Origin of the sequence: Luteibacter sahnii, assembly GCF_034063545.1 — a bacterium.
GTDB lineage: Bacteria > Pseudomonadota > Gammaproteobacteria > Xanthomonadales > Rhodanobacteraceae > Luteibacter > Luteibacter sahnii.
On record NZ_JAQLOK010000006.1, the window covers coordinates 1 to 15,843 of the forward strand.

The window sequence follows — 15,843 nt, forward strand, 5'->3', positions numbered from 1 at the left end:
CCGAACGCGCTGGCGCCGTCGGCACCTGCGAACGATCCCGAGCCCGACGCCGTCGCGTACTGGCCGATCGCCTGCGCGTCGTCGGTGCCATCGCCGAGGCCGGTGGCCTGGTGATAGCGCGCGACATCGGCCACGTCGTCGCTCAACTGCCCCACCTGACCCGACACCGCGTCGACCGATCGCGACAGCGTGTCCACACGCGTCGACACGCCCGCCACGTTACCGGAAACCGTATCGAGTTGGCGCTTGTTGACCGCATCGGTCGCCTGCGTACCGTCCGCGAGATTCGTCAGCTGACGTTCGGCATTGACCGAACCGATCGAGACCGTGTTCGCGCGGTTGGCGATGGAGCTTTCGCCCAGCGCCACCGAATTCTTCGCCGTCGCCTGCGCGTCGGTACCGAACGCGGCGCTGGCTGAACCGCTTGCCACCGATGACTCACCGACGGCGACGCTATCGGTACCGCTCGCACGAGAGGACTGTCCCAACGCCGTCGACCATGCGCCCGTGGCCTGAGCGTCATAGCCGAGCGCGGTGCCGTTGTCGTTGGTGCGGGCCTTCGTGCCTACGGCGGTGCTGTAGGCACCACCGGCCTTGGCCGACGTACCGCAGGCGAACGCATCCTTGCCGTTGGCGACGGGCGACTTGCCCTGCAAGCCAAGCAGGTATCCACCGCACACGTTGCTGCCGTCGCCCGCCTGCGCCGGCGCGCTACCCAGCGCCAGCAGCATGCCGGCGGCCAGGGGTAGCGCCGCCATCGCGGCACGCGTGCGACGGGTGGAGCCGCCCTTGCCGTTGGCCCGGGCGAATTCCGAGGCGACGACGAGCATGCCCAGCGACTTGTTCCAAACCTTGCTATAGATGGTATTCACGACAAAATTTCCTCCCAGTGCCCGCTCATGAGCGAATAGATGCGCGTGCCGCGCCGTGCGCGGCCCGCCGCCGGTCCGTCGCCTTCGCGCGGCGGACATGCCGTCCAGAACCGTTCCCCTTTGCCCCTTGCCGCCGAAGGCGGCGGAAGAGGCCCCGTCCGGCGGGGCCCCTTCGCGTGGCGCGTTTACTTCACGTACGTACCGAGCACGCTCACGTTCGTGTAGGCCTTCTCGCCCTTCACGGTGAGCGTCCACGTGCCAGAAGCCGGCTTCGTGGCCGTATACATCTCGGAGTTGCCCGGACGATTCGCCGGCGTGGTCACCTTGCCCGAGGGGTCGGTCACGCTGATCGACACGTCGCCCGTGCCGCCGAAGGTGCGCAGGCTCAGCGACTTCGCGTTGGCCGGCACGTCGAGCGAATACGCCGTGGTGGCACCGGCAGCACCCTTCTGTCCGTTCAACGCCGTGTTGTTGCCCAGCGCGATGGCGGACGGTGCCGAGGGCGGACCCCAGGCGGCGTATTGGGCCTTGACCTGATCGTCGGACAGGCACGCGTTGAGGCTGCTGGCCTGGTCGGCGGTCACCAGGCCGTTCGCCGCGAGCTGCGAGGCGTAGTTACGTACCGCGGTGCTGTACGCGCCCACGTCGGCGGCGCTGCCAGCGAGGATTTTCGCGTTGGCGATCACGTTGGCGCCGATAATCATGCCGCCCGGCACGACGCGCGGGATGCCGGTATCGCAGGTCAGCAGCAACTGGTTGCTGTAGTCGATGCCCCAGCCGATGTCCTTGAACAGCGCCGGACCCAGGTCGAGGTCGATCTCGCCGCGCAGATCCTGGCTGATCGCGTACTCCATGATCGCGTTCGGGGTAAGACGGGTGTCGTAGTGCGAGAATGACGAACCCGGCGCCAGCTGCGCGGGCGCGTAGATCTGCACGCCGTCGGCGTTGGTACCCGCCAGGCCGTTGCCCTTGCCAACCGCGCCGGTGAGGCCGGAGAGGTTGGCCTTGAGCGTATTGCCCGCGGTCTGGTTGACCAGGATCACCGGGATGTTGACCGGCGAGGCGGGAGTGCCGCCGGGCGTGACCGCCGCGGCCTGGTTGTTGGCCAGCAGCACGGCACTGGCGCCGGCGGTCTGCGCGGCGAGCGCCTTCACCGTGAAATCGCAGCTGCCGCGATCGATGAGCGCGACCTTGCCCGCGATGTCGGCGGCGTTGGTGATCGCCGAGCAGCCATCGTTCGGCACGGCGCGGACGACGCTGCCGGCGAAGTTGGAGGCGGTGGCGAGCGGGCCGAAGCTCGCTTGCGCGTAAGGATAATCACCCACGGCGGCGGCCGGCGCGCTGACGCGATAGACGTCGGGTTGCGCCAGCGCGAGCGGCGCTTCGGCGATCACGGTCGCGCCGGTGAAGGCGAGGTTGCCATCGTCGGTGGAGGCCGACACACGCTGCGCATCGGTGAGGCTGTACCAGGGCGTACCCTTGTACTTGACGTAGTAGCTGTAGATGTCCGGCTTGCCCTGGAACGGCTGGCCGGTGGAAAGGCTGTCCAGGCCGAGGAAACCCAGGCCGTGCGACATCTCGTGCAGCACCACGTTGAGGAAGTCGATCTGGCCCGAGGGCACCTGATGATCGAGGCCCATGTACCACTTGGAGCCCTCGATGCAGCCGGGCGAACCGAGCGCACCGTTGAACTGGCTCTGGATGTCCGCATTGCCCGGGTCGCCGTCTTCACCGGCGATCGAGTCGGCTTCGGCGCCGGTCACCCAGGTATTGGCCGGGACGTTGCCGGTGGCGTTATCGAAGGTGAAGACCGACACCGGTCCGGACGAACCGAGCACGCCACCGGTGGCATCGCATTCCAGCGGCTCGAAGGTCGCGTTGTTGACGATGGTGACGTTGCTCTTGAGGTAGGCGCCATGGATCTCGGCGGCGAACAGGAAGACGTTGAACGCCTGCTGGCCGAACGTGGTGCCGGGATTGCCGCCGATCGGCGTGGCCGGCGTCCGGTCGTCGAAGCCCTGGCCGGTGCCGACGTCCTGGTTGACGATCTTGATCTGGGCGGCACTCGCGTTGATCGCGCCGAGCAGTCCGGCCGCGAGCAGGGCGGTGTAGAGAAGTCCGCGACGATTCATCGGGTGGCCTCCGGTGCCTTCGCGGCGCTGTCGTCGCCGTCGTGATGGATGCTGATCGTGCCGTCCGCGTTACGCGTGGCGACCACGCTGCTCATCATTTCCTGCGGCAGCTTGACGGCCTTGCCGCGCATGCCGTTGCCGAAATCGACGGTGCGCAACGTCTTGGTCGCGTCGGCCCGCGTGCGCGGCTGCGTGGCGAAGGCCGAGATGCGACTCTGGCGCTCCTGGAATGCCTTGGCGTAGGCGGCGCGCTCGGCGTCGGTCGGCGCCCGCAACTGGTGCGTGACCGGGTCGATGGCGACCTGGACGCCGGCGCTTACGGCGCGCGGCGCGGTGGGCGCGGACGGGGTGTCGGCGGCGTGCGCCGCTCCCACGGAGATGAACATGCCCGTCAGCACGAGGCCGACGGCCTGTGCCACTGTTCGTGAAGTCATTACCTTTACCTCCCTCATTGCGGCGTCGGGACCCCTCCCTGCACGCCCACCGGCGAAGACCCCCTCGCCGGCGCAAGACATCGCGGCCACGTCCCCTCGCGCGGCCGCGGTCGACGGGCGAACCCGCCGACCGGTGTCGCTCATGGCCGGGTGAAGCTGGCCTGCACGGTGACGTTGGCGAATGCCTTGCCGCCGGCGTCGACGGTGACGTACCACGTGCCTGCCGCCGGTCGGGCGACGATGACCGTTTCGCTGTTGATCGACGGCTTCGCCGACGTGAAGTCGTAGCTCGAGGACGACGCCATCGCACCCGCCTTCACGTAGATCGAGACGTCACCGCTACCGCCGTAGGTGCGAAGCGCGAGATTTCGAGCGCCCTCGGGTACGTCGATGCGATAGGCGACCGTCGTGCCGGCCGCGCCGCGCTGGCCGGTCATCGGCACGCCGTTGGCGAGCACAGTGGCGTCGCCGGGTTCGCCCGGATCGCCGCCCCCGTTGCCCAGCGCCTTGTTGATCGCGGCGTAGGCGTCGACGATGCCGCTGCCGATCGGTTTGTCCGGCGTGGACGCAAACGGCTTGGCCGAGGACGTGAGCAGGCTGCGGACCTGGGCCGGCGTCGGTGCGGCCAGACCCGCGCCCTTCATCGCCGACAGCATCAGCGCCACGGTGCCGCTGACATGCGGCGCGGCCTGCGAGGTGCCAGCCAAGCCGCCGTAACCCGGGGCGCCCGGTTCATGCGCGCCGTCGTTGATCGCCTGCCAGACGAAACCGGCGTAGATCTGCGTGCCCGACGATCCGTCGTTCGCATAGACGCCGCCGCCGGGCGACGACAGCGCCACGGTGGATCCGTAGTTCGAATAGAAGGTGCGTTTGCCCGCGATGCCGTTGGCCGCGACCGCGATCGCACCCGGGCAGCCCGCCGGGGAGTAGTTGGCGGCGTCGGCGTTGGAGTTGCCGGCCGATACCACGACGGTGGTGCCACGGGAGACCGCCATGGCGATCGCATCGGCGGTGACGTCGCCAGCGGCACAGGTGCCGCGGCCGCCGAGGCTCATGTTAATGACCTGCGCCGGGTGACTGTTGTCGGGCACGCCGTCGACATGACCGCCGGCGGCCCAGACGATCGCGTCCGCGATGTCGGAACTCAGGCCGCCGCAATGGCCCAGCACGCGCACCGGGAGGATTCTGGCGCGGTACGCGGTACCGGCCATGCCGGTACCGTTGTTCGTAAGCTCGGCGACCGTGCCGGACACGTGCGTGCCGTGCCAGCTGGAGTCTTCCTGCTGGTCGCCCTGCGACGGGTCGATGCAACCGCCGTTGGCGGCGAGGTATTTGTCTTCGGTGGTCCAGTCGCCCGGATCCCAACCGCCGGGTACGCGCCCGTCGGTGCTGCGCCCGGAGTAGAACGCGTCGGTGATGAAGTCGTAACCCGCGTCGGCGAGCGAGGTGTCGAGGTCGGGGTGCTGGGTGATGCCGGTGTCGAGCACGGCCACGACCACGCCCTCGCCGTCGGCGAGGTTCCAGGCGTTGGCCACGTTGCTGCCGCCGAGGTTGGCGAACGACGTGGTGTCGCTGCCGATCTTTTCGGACGTGCCGTCGGCCGGGCGCAGGTGCCACTGGTAGCGCTGGTAGTTGGCGTCGTTGGGGACGAACGGGCTGACCGCCGTCGCGCGGATGTCATCGCCCGGGCGCATGATGATGTCCGCCTCGACGTGGCGCACCGCCGGATCGGCGGCGATCTGGCGGATCAGCGCATCGGCGTCGGTCCGCGAGAGCTTGCGGGAGGTGCGCACCAGGTCGGCGCCGGTGGCGAGCTTGCGTGCGTAGGTCGCCTGTATGGCCGCCATGCCCTGGCCTGCGCGAAGAGAGGCACTCGTGGCCGAGGTTCGCGACAGCGCGGCCGAGACCGCCTGGGTCGCGGCGGACGCACTGGTGCGTTCGCGGGTGCCGTCACGGTAGGTGACGATGAAGCGGTCGTAGCCGCCCGGCGCACGAAGGTTCGAGACGTTGATCTTGCCGACGGACGCCGTGTCGGCCCCGAATGCGGCGGCGGGCACGAGGCCCAGAAACATCGAGGCGACAAGCATCCTCGCGCGATTGCGAATTACCATATGCACTACCCCTGCTGCTGGTGCTGATGGCAGACGACCGGTTGCCGGTCGCCTTCCCTTGGATGCCCGCTTGGGCAACCCCTGCCGAAAGGTCTTCTTCCCCTGCACGCGCTCCCTGGACGTCGTCTTCATGACGACCGTCTCTGGAACCTAACAGCACGAAAATACGAACGTCAATCTTTTGACGGTAACTTTTTTCGTTTCCGGATGGCCTAGGCGAAAAGTTGCGTAAAGACTCGATGCACAAGCATCTATGCGTTTAAATTCATAATGTTGCGCGCGGATAACGCGCGCGAACGCCCTTCCAACCCTCGTCCCAAAGCAAAGCAAATCATGGACTTGATCGACATCGGCGCGAACCTCACCCACGATTCCTTTCGTCAGGATTTTGACGCCGTGCTCGAAAGGGCCTGCGCCCACGGGGTAAGACGCATGGTGGTGACCGGCGCGTCGCGCGAGGGCAGCGAGCAGGCCCTGGCGTTGGCCCGGCGCAGCGGGGGGCGGTTGTTCGCCACCGCCGGGGTGCACCCGCACCATGCGATCGACTACGACGAGGCCACCGACCAGGTGCTGCGCCAGCTCGTGGCCGAACCCGAGGTCCGCGCGGTCGGCGAGACGGGGCTCGATTACAACCGCAACTATTCGCCCCGGGACGTACAGCGCGACGTGTTCGAACGTCAGCTGGCGATCGCGGTCGAGGTGGGCAAGCCGCTGTTCCTGCACCAGCGCGACGCGCACCCCGATTTCATCGCCATCCTGCGGCACTATCGCGACCGGGTGCCGGCCGCGGTGGTGCATTGTTTCACCGACGACGGCGATGCCCTGCGCGATTACCTCGACCTGGACTGCCACATCGGCATCACCGGATGGATCTGCGACGAACGCCGCGGCGCACACCTGCGCGAGCTCGTGAAGCGCGTCCCGTCGGACCGGCTGATGATCGAGACAGATGCGCCTTACCTGCTGCCTCGCACGCTACGCCCGATGCCCAAGGACCGGCGCAACGAACCGATGTACCTCGCGCACATCCGCGATGAGGTCGCGCGCGATCGCGGCGAATCGCCGGAGGCCTTGGCCGAATCGACCACGCGCACGGCCGAACGATTCTTCGGCCTGGCCTAGCCGGGGTGCAGACCGACAAGCGCCGCTTCGGCCAGATCGATTTCGTGCACGAGCGTACGCAGCGTTTCGTCGTTGATCTCGTGGCGACGGCGCAACGCGCGCAGCTCGTCGCGTTCGGCGCGTAAGGCGACCAGACGCAGCGTGCGTTCAGTGCCGGCTTCGGCGCGCGCCCGTTCGGGTACCTCGCCTTCCTCGCCGGCGGCTTCCAGGCGCTGCTGGTAGTCGCCCATGATCCGCGCCGCCACGCGCGACGCCAGCGCGATGGCATGCTCGTCACCTTCCGCCTCGACGCGCTTGTGGTGTTCGCCGATACCGCGCAACGCGGCCTCGGCGGCAAGCGCGCGTGCCTTGCGCTCTTCGCGTATGCGCGGGTCTTCACCGGGCAACCGAAGGCCGCGGACCAGCAACGGCAGCCCGATGGCGCCCAACACCAGCGTGCACAGGATCACACCCGAAGCGAGGAAGATCATCAGCTCGCGCGTGGGAAACGGCACGCCCTCGTCTTTCATCAGGGGCAGCGACAACACGCCCGCCATCGTGATGGCGCCACGCACGCCCGCGAGCGCCGTCGTCCAGACCAGCCGCGTGCCGACCTTGGGACGCGTCTCGCCCTTGCGCAGTGCACGCACGAAGGAAAAACGCAGCGACACCCACACCCAGACGAAGCGCAGCACCACGAGGGCCAGGGTAATCGCCACGACGTAGCCGGCGAGATACCACAGCTCGCCCCCGCCCGCCTGGGCCAGATCGAGCTTCGCGCCACCGACGATGCCGGGCAGCTGCATGCCGAGCAGGAGGAAGATGAGGCCGTTGAAGGTGAACTCGACCATCGACCACACCGCCATGGTCTGCATGCGCGTCGCCACGTAGCTGCCTTTGCCGACGTCGGTAAAACTCAGCGTCATGCCCGCGGCGACGGCGGCGAGGATGCCCGACGCGCCGAAGTGTTCGGCAAGCAGGTAGGCCGCGAAGGGCAACAGCAGGAGCATCACCACCTGGCTCGCCGGATCGACCTCGTCGCTCCAGCGCACCAGCCGCCGGCGGAACAACACGAAGGTGCGGCCCACGAGGATACCCGCGGCGATACCGCCGGCCGACATCAGGCAAAAATCCAGCGCCGCGCCCGGCAGCGAGAAACGACCCGTGAGTTCGGCGGCCACGGCGAACTGCAGCGCCACCAGGCCCGATGCGTCGTTGAGCAACGCCTCGCCGGAAAGAATGTGCTCCAGGCGAGGCGGCAGTTTCGTGCCGCCGGTGATCGACGACACCGCCACCGCATCGGTCGGCGAGAGCACCGCGGCGAGCGCGAACGCCACCGCGAGCGGCACCGGCGGAATCATCCAGTGCACGAAGTAGCCGATGCCCACGATGGTGAAGAACACCAGGCCCACCGCCAGCGCGAGGATCGGTCCGCGCAGGTGGAACAACTCACGCTTGGGAATCCGGGCGCCGTCGGCGAACAGCAGCGGAGGGATAAACAGCAGGAAGAACAGTTCGTGGTCGAAGTCCAGACGCACGCCCAGCGGCCGGGCGAGAAAGGCACCCAGGCCGATCTGTATCAGCGGCAGCGGCAACCGGAACGGCAGCACGCGCACGAGCGCACCGGACAAGGCCACGACGAGCAACAGCACGAGAAGGGTGATGACGAGTTCCATGCGCCTGACGCTAAGCGGAGTGAGTCGATCCGGCAAGGAACACGCGCAAGGCCGCGACGTCGCGAGATATCGCAATATCTTGCCATGAGGCGCAAGAACCTGCCTAGGACTTATTCTTATTGTTCCCTTGAGTAACAGGGGTTTACGTTATTTTCACGCATCGATTCGGTGCCGTCGGCCACGCGTGTTCCAGGGGCAGGTGAACACGCTAACCGGCTTTCGCCATCCGGCGTTTGCTCGTTTTGGGGAGAACCGACATGCCACACCCGCTTTGGCTCCTACCCACCGCACAGGGCGCGCCCGTCCGCTTGCCTTGACGTCTTACGCCGTGTGCCCACGAAGAGGCGAACGGCGCTTGAGACGCTTTTCCAACCCCGTGACCCGTCCCGCCCGCGAGGGTGGAACGTCCGCGTGCCGCGCGGATGCGGGTCGCTTCGTCCACACGTTTCCAGGAGGGTAGGTCCCATGCAGTCCATCACACGTCCGCTCGCTCGCCACCGGCGACGACTCGTCCTCGCCACCGCCATCGCCGTCGCCATCGGTGGCGCCGGCAGCGCCGCCGCACAGAGCAACGCCACCGGCTCGATCTTCGGCTCGGCCACGCCGGGTGACGTCGTGCACATCGAAAACACCGACACCGGCCTGCGCCGCGACATCACCGTCGACGCCAGCGGCCGCTATCGCGCGAACTCGATGCCCATCGGCAACTACACGGTCAGCCTGATGCACAACGGCGCCGTTGTCGACTCGCACAAGAATGTATCCACGCAGATCGCCCAGGGCACCGAGGTGTCGTTCGCGGCCGCCACGGCCTCAGCCAGCCCGACGGATCTGGGCGGCGTGCAGGTCACCGCCAACGCCCTGCCCAGCATCGACGTCAGCTCGGTCGACTCGCGCACCGTGCTCACCGCCGACCAGCTCAACAAGCTGCCCATCGCACGCACGTCGATCAGCTCGGTCGCGCTGCTCGCCCCCGGCACCACGCCGGCAGCCCGCGGCTACGGCAACGCGCTGTCCTTCGGCGGTTCATCGGCCTCGGAGAACGCCTACTACATCAACGGCTTCCAGGCGACGAACCCGCTCACGGGCGTGAGTTCGCGCCAGCTGCCCTACGACGCCATCGACCAGGAGCAGGTGCTCATCGGCGGCTACGGCGCGGAATACGGCCGTTCGACCGGCGGCGTGATCAACGTCGTGTCCAAGCGCGGTTCGAACGAATGGAAGGGCGACATCCAGGTGCTGTGGTCGCCGAGCCAGCTGCAGCAGCAGCCGCGCAACGTCAACCTCCGCGACGGCACCCCGTATCAACGCGGCAACCTCTACGCGCAGCGCGACCAGGACAACCTGCAGTACTCCGGCTCGCTCGGTGGCGCCCTGATCAAGGACAAGCTGTTCTTCTTCGCCGCCGCCGACTGGATCAAGCAGACCGGCAAATACACCGGCCCAACCACCGTCAGCGACGATGAGCGCGACACCAGCAAGATCAGCCGCTGGCTGGGCAAGATCGACTGGAACATCACCGATAACAACATCCTCGAGTTCACCGGCATCGGCGATACCGAGACCACCGACTCGTCGATCTACGCCTACAACTACACCACGGGTCGCGGTCCGTATCTCGGCCACCAGTACACCAAGAACTACAACGGCACCCAGACCAACGGTACGCCGGGCGGCCAGACGTACATCGGCCACTACACCGGCTATATCACCGATGACCTCACCCTCAGCGCGATGTACGGGCGCTCGAACTCGGACCATCAGCAGACGGTAACGTCGGCCTCCGGCACGGCGTGCCCGAGCATCACGGATAACCGCGTCGCGTTCGCCGGCAACCCGCAGACCGGCTGTACCGTCGGCGCGACGACGTCCCTTTTGCCGGGATCCAAGGACAGCACGCGCGGCTGGAGCGCGTCGATCGAGTATCGCCTGGGCGACCACGATCTGCGCGCCGGCATGGATAACTACGTGCTCCGCGCGACCTGGGGTGCGGTGCCCGTTGGTGGCACGGGTTACAACTATAACGACCTGGGTGACGGACAGGCGATCCGCGACCGACTCACGAGCCTCGGCCTGAGTCCCGCCCTCTACAACCCCGCCGATTTCCCGAACGGCTACTTCGTGGAGTCCACCGCGCTCTCGACGGGCACCTCGGCCCGCACCAACCAGCGTTCGCAGTTCGTCGAAGACAACTGGCAGATCACCGATCGCTGGCATGGCTACATCGGCCTGCGCAACGAGCAGTTCACGAACTACAACGGCGCGGGTCAGGCTTACGCGAACGCCCGCCACCAGCTGGATCCGCGACTGGGCGCGTCGTGGGACGTCTATGGCGACAGCACGTTGAAGATCTACGCCAACGCGGGTCGCTATCACCTGGGCCTGCCCACCTCCGTCGCGGTGCGTGGTGCCGGCCCGTCCAGCTACCCGTCCCAGTACTTCAGCTTCACCGGCATCGATCCGGTGACCGGCGTGCCGACCGGCCTGGGCCAGGGCCCGTGGTCGGGCGTCTATTTCAACAACGGCGCGAACGGCACCCCGCCCGACGCCAAGACCGTGTCGGCCCAGAAGCTGCATTCGTACTACCAGGACGAGTACATCCTGGGCTTCGACAAGCAGTTGGGTGACAACTGGACGGGCGGCGCCAAGGCGATGTATCGCCGGCTGCGCAGCCTGATCGACGACACCTGCGATCCGCGTCCGCTTCAGGCCTGGGGCGATCGCAACGGCCTCAGCGCCCAGGTGGCCGCCGGTATCGCCGCCAGCACGGGTTGCTGGCTGTTCAACCCGGGTCGCGCCAATACCTTCACGCTGGCACCGACCCCGGGCCAGTACCTCAGCGTGCCGCTGACCGCCGCCGACATCGGCGAGCCCAAGGCGAAGCGTTCTTACTACATGATCGACCTGTACCTGGAGCACCAGTTCAGCGACAAGTGGTATGGCAAGGTCGACTACACGTACTCGCGCAGCTTCGGCAACTCCGAAGGCCAGCTTGATTCCAATATCGTGCAGGCGGACGTGTCGACCACCGAGAGCTGGGACTTCCCGGAGATCATGGAGAACACGAACGGCGACCTGCCGAACGACCAGAAGCACCAGTTGCGCGTGTACGGCACGTTCGCGCCGACCGACGAGTGGCAGTTCTCCACGGTGACCCGCATCGCGTCGGGCTACCCGGTCAGTTGTTTGGGGCTGCGCCCGAGCTCGGCGGGTGGCGACCCGTTCAACTACAAGAACAACTACTTCTGGTGCAACGGCGAACCGGCCAAGCGTGGCACGTTCGGCCGCACGCCGTGGACCTACACGCTCGACATGAGCGCGGCCTGGAAGCCGGCATTCGCCGATCACAAGCTGTCGTTCACGATGGACGTCTTCAACATCCTGGGCAAGCAGCGCGCGACCCAGTATTTCGAAACCGGAGAGACGGCGTCCGGCCTGCCCAACCCCAACTACAAGCGTGCCCGCTCCTTCCAGGATCCACGCTACGTCCGGTTCGGCGCCCGTTACGACTTCACGCTCTGACATCGCATAACGAAAAAACGCAGTACGTTTCCCCAGATATTGGCCGCCCATCACGGGCGGCCTTTTTTTGAGTTGGTCGCGCAAGTGCGGGGATGTCGCATGGATGCAGGCCGCGCGGCCGGCTCGGACGGTGAGGTCGGAGCCTTCGGTGTCCACTCTCGCTGCCCGGACAGTCCCCCGCGTTCGACAAGGACGACCGCTCCCTTGTACGGAACTTCGCCTCGAGGGTGGACACCAAGGTCTCCCCACGAAACGCCCAGGTGCAACGCGCTCTGGCCCTACTAGATCGCCACAGCGCCACGGCTCGCGGGATCGAACCACCCTCCGCGCCATAAGGTCGCCGGGAGGGTCCCCGGACGTCCGTGACGAACTTTTTGTCGGGAACACCGCAAGAACACCGGCTTTTCGTCGAACACCCACCGCAATAACTAATTTCGATGATGAAACTTGTTTCATCATAGGGTTAAGCCACGGGGCAATTCCTTGGCTTTTCGCCGGGGCTTCACGCATGGGCTTACGTAACGCCGCAAAAAAAGGGCGGTCACCCTTGCGAACGGATACTGCGCAATCCCCGCAATCTCTTTCGTTCATGCTTCTGGCATTGAGTCGCTCCCACCACCGCGCGTAGCTTCAGCACGCTTGTTTCGGTTTCGTTAACCGGCACGGGCGGCGGCACGCGTGGAGCGCAGCCATGCCGCGAGGGGGCTTGGGACGGCCAGACGAGAACACTGCCGCGCACCTTGCCGGGTATGCGCGGTGACTTGCACCAATTTTCGGGGAGACGATTCATGGATTCGCGTTATTCGTACCGGAGCGCCGCGCGGCGTTCCCTTGCTTTCGCCATCGCTTTGGGCCTGGGCGTCGTGTCCGGCCAGGTCATGGCGCAAAGCACCTCAGGCAGCGTGTTCGGCACCGCCCAACCGGGTGCCACCATCACGGCCACCAACACGGGCAACGGCGTGAGCCGCTCCGCCACCGTGGGCAGCGATGGACGCTTCAACATCGTGTCGCTGCCGCCGGGCACCTACAAGGTGACCTCCGGCACGAACGGCCAGACGCAGACCCGCGAAGTGCAGGTCGTCGCCGGCCAGGGCTTCAACCTGAACCTCGCATCCAGCGCGGCCGGCGCGTCCGCCGCCAGCGCGCAGGACCTTGGCACGGTGTCGGTGCGCGCCAACGCCCTGCCGCCGATCGACGTGGCCTCGGCGCAGACGACTACCGTGCTGACCTCCGACCAGATCAAGGCCCTGCCGATCGCGCGTAACCAGACCGCGGTCGCCCTGCTCGCGCCGGGTGCCACCCGTGGCGACGCCGCGTTCGGCAACCTCGCCTCGTTCGGCGGCGCCTCGGTGGCCGAGAACAGCTACTACGTCAACGGCTTCAACCTGACCAACTTCTTCCAGGGCCTGCGTTATTCGCAGGTGCCGTTCGAAGCGATCGACTCGCAGGAAGTGCAGGACGGCGGCTACGACGCGCTCTACGGCAACTCCACCGGCGGCGTGATCTCGGTCAACACCAAGCGCGGCACGAACGAGTGGAAGGGCGGCGTCGACTACACCTGGAACCCGTACCAGCTCCAGTCGCAGCAGCCGAACGTCTACCTCAACAACGGCACGCTGTACCGCAACGACCGCCATAACCAGAACTTCCTGATCGGCAACAACAACAGCGGCGGCGCGACCGACTTCGGCCAGCGCTGGAACGCCTGGCTCGGCGGCCCGCTGATCAAGGACAAGCTGTTCATGTTCGCCCTCGTCGGCGGCACGCGCACCAACGATTCGTACTACGGCCCCGCCGACGGCTCGGGCAATTACAACCGCACCACGTTCAAGGCGCCGACCTACCTGGTCAAGCTCGACTGGAACATCAACGACAGCAACATCCTCGAATACACCGGCTTCAGCGACACGCAGACCGAGTCGCAGCGCGTCTACGGCTACTCGTACGATGCGAACAACCAGCCGCAGCGGGGCGATTACCTCGGCCAGGTCTACGACAAGACCGGCGGCATGACCAACATTCTGAAGTACACCAGCTACGTCACCGACGACTTCACGATCACCGCGCAGTACGGTAAGAACAAGAGCCGCCGCACCAATTTCGCCACCGCCGCCAATGGCATCGTCGAAACGTACGACGGCAACATCTTCGACGCCGCCAACTCGCCGGGTTGCCCGGGCATCACCGACAACCGTACGCCGGTGACCAGCGGCAGCGCGCCGGCCCTGCCGCACTGCGGCTTCGCGGGCTCGCTCAATACGCCCGACGGCGAAGACAAGCGCAACGCCGGCCGCATCGACTTCGAGTACCACCTCGGCGATCACGACCTGAAGGCGGGCTGGGCACGGGATCACTTCGCGACCTCGACCGGCACGTCCTACGAGGGCGGTGCGCTCTATACCTACTCGTCGATCCCGCAGAGCATCCTCGGCTACGCCCCGACCACGGCGCCGTCGGACAACGTCGTGCAGCAGACGATCTTCGCCACGGGTGCCCAGGTGGGGATCACGCAGAAGTCGTACTACCTGCAGGACGAGTGGCACGTCACCGACAACTTCATGGCGCGCATCGGCGTGCGCAACGACGGCTTCGAGAACACCAACAGCCTCGGCCAGACCTACGTCAAGCAGGTGCACAGCTGGCAGCCGCGCCTGGGCTTCTCGTGGGACGTGCACGGCGACTCCACGCTGAAGATCTACGGCAGCGCCGGCGACTACTCGCTGCCGCTGGACGGCAACGTCGCGTTGCGCGGCGCCTCGGCGTCGATCTACCAGCAGCAGTACTTCAGCTACCAGGGCACCGACCCGCAGACCGGCGCACCGATCGGCCTCGGCCCCCTGCCGCCCGGCTACGCCGCCGCCTTCCCGGCGCGCACGCAGCCGGTGTACCAGAACGGCGAGGCCGGCGTGGTACCGAACCCGCAGTCGGTCGCCACCCAGGACCTCAAGCCGTTCAAGCAGCGTGAGTTCATCCTCGGCGCCCAGCAGCAGGTGGGTGACTGGACGCTCGGCGCCAAGGCGATCTACCGCAAGATCCTCACGGGCATCGACGACTCGTGCGACTTCCGCCCGATCGCCAAGTACGCCAATGCCACCTACGGCACCAACCTGGACACGACGAGCCTGACGCCGCCGTTCTCCAACATCCCGGGCTGCTACATCTTCAACCCGGGCAGCAAGGTCACGCTGCGCACGCCGCTCGACGCCACCGGCACGCTCTACAACATCAACCTGTCCGGCAACGACATCGGCGAGCCCAGCTACAAGCGCTCGTACGAGGCCTTGCAGCTCACCGCCGAACGCAACTTCGACAACGTGTGGTACCTCAAGGCGTCGTACGTCTGGTCGCACCTGCGCGGCAACTCCGAAGGCGGCGTGGACTCGAGCAACGGCCAGGCCGACACCGGCACCACCGAGCTGTTCGACTATCCGGAAATCATGGCCGGCACCAACGGCTACCTGCCCAACGACCGTAAGCACACCCTCAAGGTGTACGGCGCGTGGCAGATCACCGACGAATGGATGGTGGGCGCCAACGGCGTGTTCCAGACCGGTCGTCCGGAGAACTGCTACGGCCTGAATCCGATCGACGGCCAGGTCAACGGCGGCTACGGTTCGGGTGCCTACCTGTACTGCGACGGCATGGTGATGAAGCGCGGCTCGGTCGGCCGCACGCCGACCTACTGGAACATCGACCTGAACGCGTCCTACAAGCCCGCCTGGGCGAAGGGCCTGACGGTGTCGGCGAACGTCTTCAACATCTTCAACAAGCAGCACACCACCACGATCAACGAAGTGGGCGAAGACGGCAGCGGTGCGTCGTTGTCGGGCAGCACGTACAAGATCCCGACCGGCTTCCAGACGCCGCGTTACGTGCAGTTGTCGGCCGAGTACGACTTCTCGCTCTGATCCGCATCACAACAAGACCGAGGGGCGCGCCGTGACGGCGCGCCACCTTCGCAAATTTCCCCGGAACTACCGCCCGCTCCCACGGGC

The 15,843-nt window shown here is 66.6% G+C and carries 8 protein-coding genes; 3 read left to right on the forward strand and 5 right to left on the reverse strand.

What is annotated here, in order from left to right:
* The 4 genes from PI246_RS14900 to PI246_RS14915 form a co-directional block, all read right to left on the reverse strand.
* Positions 1 to 872 (reverse strand): ESPR-type extended signal peptide-containing protein (locus tag PI246_RS14900; RefSeq protein WP_320552101.1); only part of this gene is annotated, 872 nt, incomplete at its 3' end.
* A gap of 185 nt (positions 873 to 1,057) precedes the next feature.
* Positions 1,058 to 3,004 (reverse strand): PA domain-containing protein, encoded by a 1,947-nt coding sequence (locus PI246_RS14905; protein ID WP_320552102.1) that lies wholly within the window; start codon positions 3,002 to 3,004, stop codon positions 1,058 to 1,060.
* Entirely contained in the window at positions 3,001 to 3,438 is a 438-nt protein-coding gene (locus PI246_RS14910; RefSeq protein ID WP_320552103.1) for a post-PEP-CTERM-1 domain-containing protein, read from the reverse strand. The genes PI246_RS14905 and PI246_RS14910 overlap by 4 nt, the downstream gene beginning before the upstream one ends.
* A 140-nt stretch (positions 3,439 to 3,578) precedes the next feature.
* Positions 3,579 to 5,510, reverse strand: coding sequence for a S8 family peptidase (locus tag PI246_RS14915; RefSeq protein ID WP_320552104.1), 1,932 nt, complete (start codon positions 5,508 to 5,510; stop codon positions 3,579 to 3,581).
* A 372-nt stretch (positions 5,511 to 5,882) separates the two neighbouring features.
* On the opposite strand from PI246_RS14915, the gene PI246_RS14920 reads away from it, so the two are divergent.
* Entirely contained in the window at positions 5,883 to 6,671 is a 789-nt protein-coding gene (locus tag PI246_RS14920; protein WP_320552105.1) for a TatD family hydrolase, read from the forward strand.
* Here the strand turns inward: PI246_RS14920 and PI246_RS14925 are convergent.
* Positions 6,668 to 8,326 (reverse strand): Na+/H+ antiporter, encoded by a 1,659-nt coding sequence (locus PI246_RS14925; protein WP_320552106.1) that lies wholly within the window; start codon positions 8,324 to 8,326, stop codon positions 6,668 to 6,670. The genes PI246_RS14920 and PI246_RS14925 overlap by 4 nt on opposite strands.
* Before the next feature lie 465 nt (positions 8,327 to 8,791).
* Between PI246_RS14925 and PI246_RS14930 the strand changes: the two genes are divergently transcribed.
* Both PI246_RS14930 and PI246_RS14935 read left to right on the forward strand, forming a co-directional pair.
* The gene (locus PI246_RS14930; RefSeq protein ID WP_320552107.1) at positions 8,792 to 11,848 is read left to right on the forward strand and encodes a TonB-dependent receptor; all 3,057 of its coding nucleotides are present in this window, start codon (positions 8,792 to 8,794) and stop codon (positions 11,846 to 11,848) included.
* Positions 11,849 to 12,636: 788 nt separating this feature from the next.
* Positions 12,637 to 15,756: a TonB-dependent receptor gene (locus tag PI246_RS14935; protein WP_320552108.1), complete on the forward strand. Its 3,120-nt coding sequence runs from the start codon at positions 12,637 to 12,639 to the stop codon at positions 15,754 to 15,756.
* Positions 15,757 to 15,843: the final 87 nt, after the last annotated feature.

Bases quoted from the DNA above. Each gene is read 5' to 3' on its own strand.
- PI246_RS14905 (WP_320552102.1), bottom strand. From the start codon at position 3,004: ATGAATCGTCGCGGACTTCTCTACACCGCCCTGCTCGCGGCCGGACTG.
- PI246_RS14910 (WP_320552103.1), bottom strand. From the start codon at position 3,438: ATGACTTCACGAACAGTGGCACAGGCCGTCGGCCTCGTGCTGACGGGC.
- PI246_RS14915 (WP_320552104.1), bottom strand. From the start codon at position 5,510: ATGTTTCTGGGCCTCGTGCCCGCCGCCGCATTCGGGGCCGACACGGCG.
- PI246_RS14920 (WP_320552105.1), top strand. From the start codon at position 5,883: ATGGACTTGATCGACATCGGCGCGAACCTCACCCACGATTCCTTTCGT.
- PI246_RS14925 (WP_320552106.1), bottom strand. From the start codon at position 8,326: ATGGAACTCGTCATCACCCTTCTCGTGCTGTTGCTCGTCGTGGCCTTG.
- PI246_RS14930 (WP_320552107.1), top strand. From the start codon at position 8,792: ATGCAGTCCATCACACGTCCGCTCGCTCGCCACCGGCGACGACTCGTC.
- PI246_RS14935 (WP_320552108.1), top strand. From the start codon at position 12,637: ATGGATTCGCGTTATTCGTACCGGAGCGCCGCGCGGCGTTCCCTTGCT.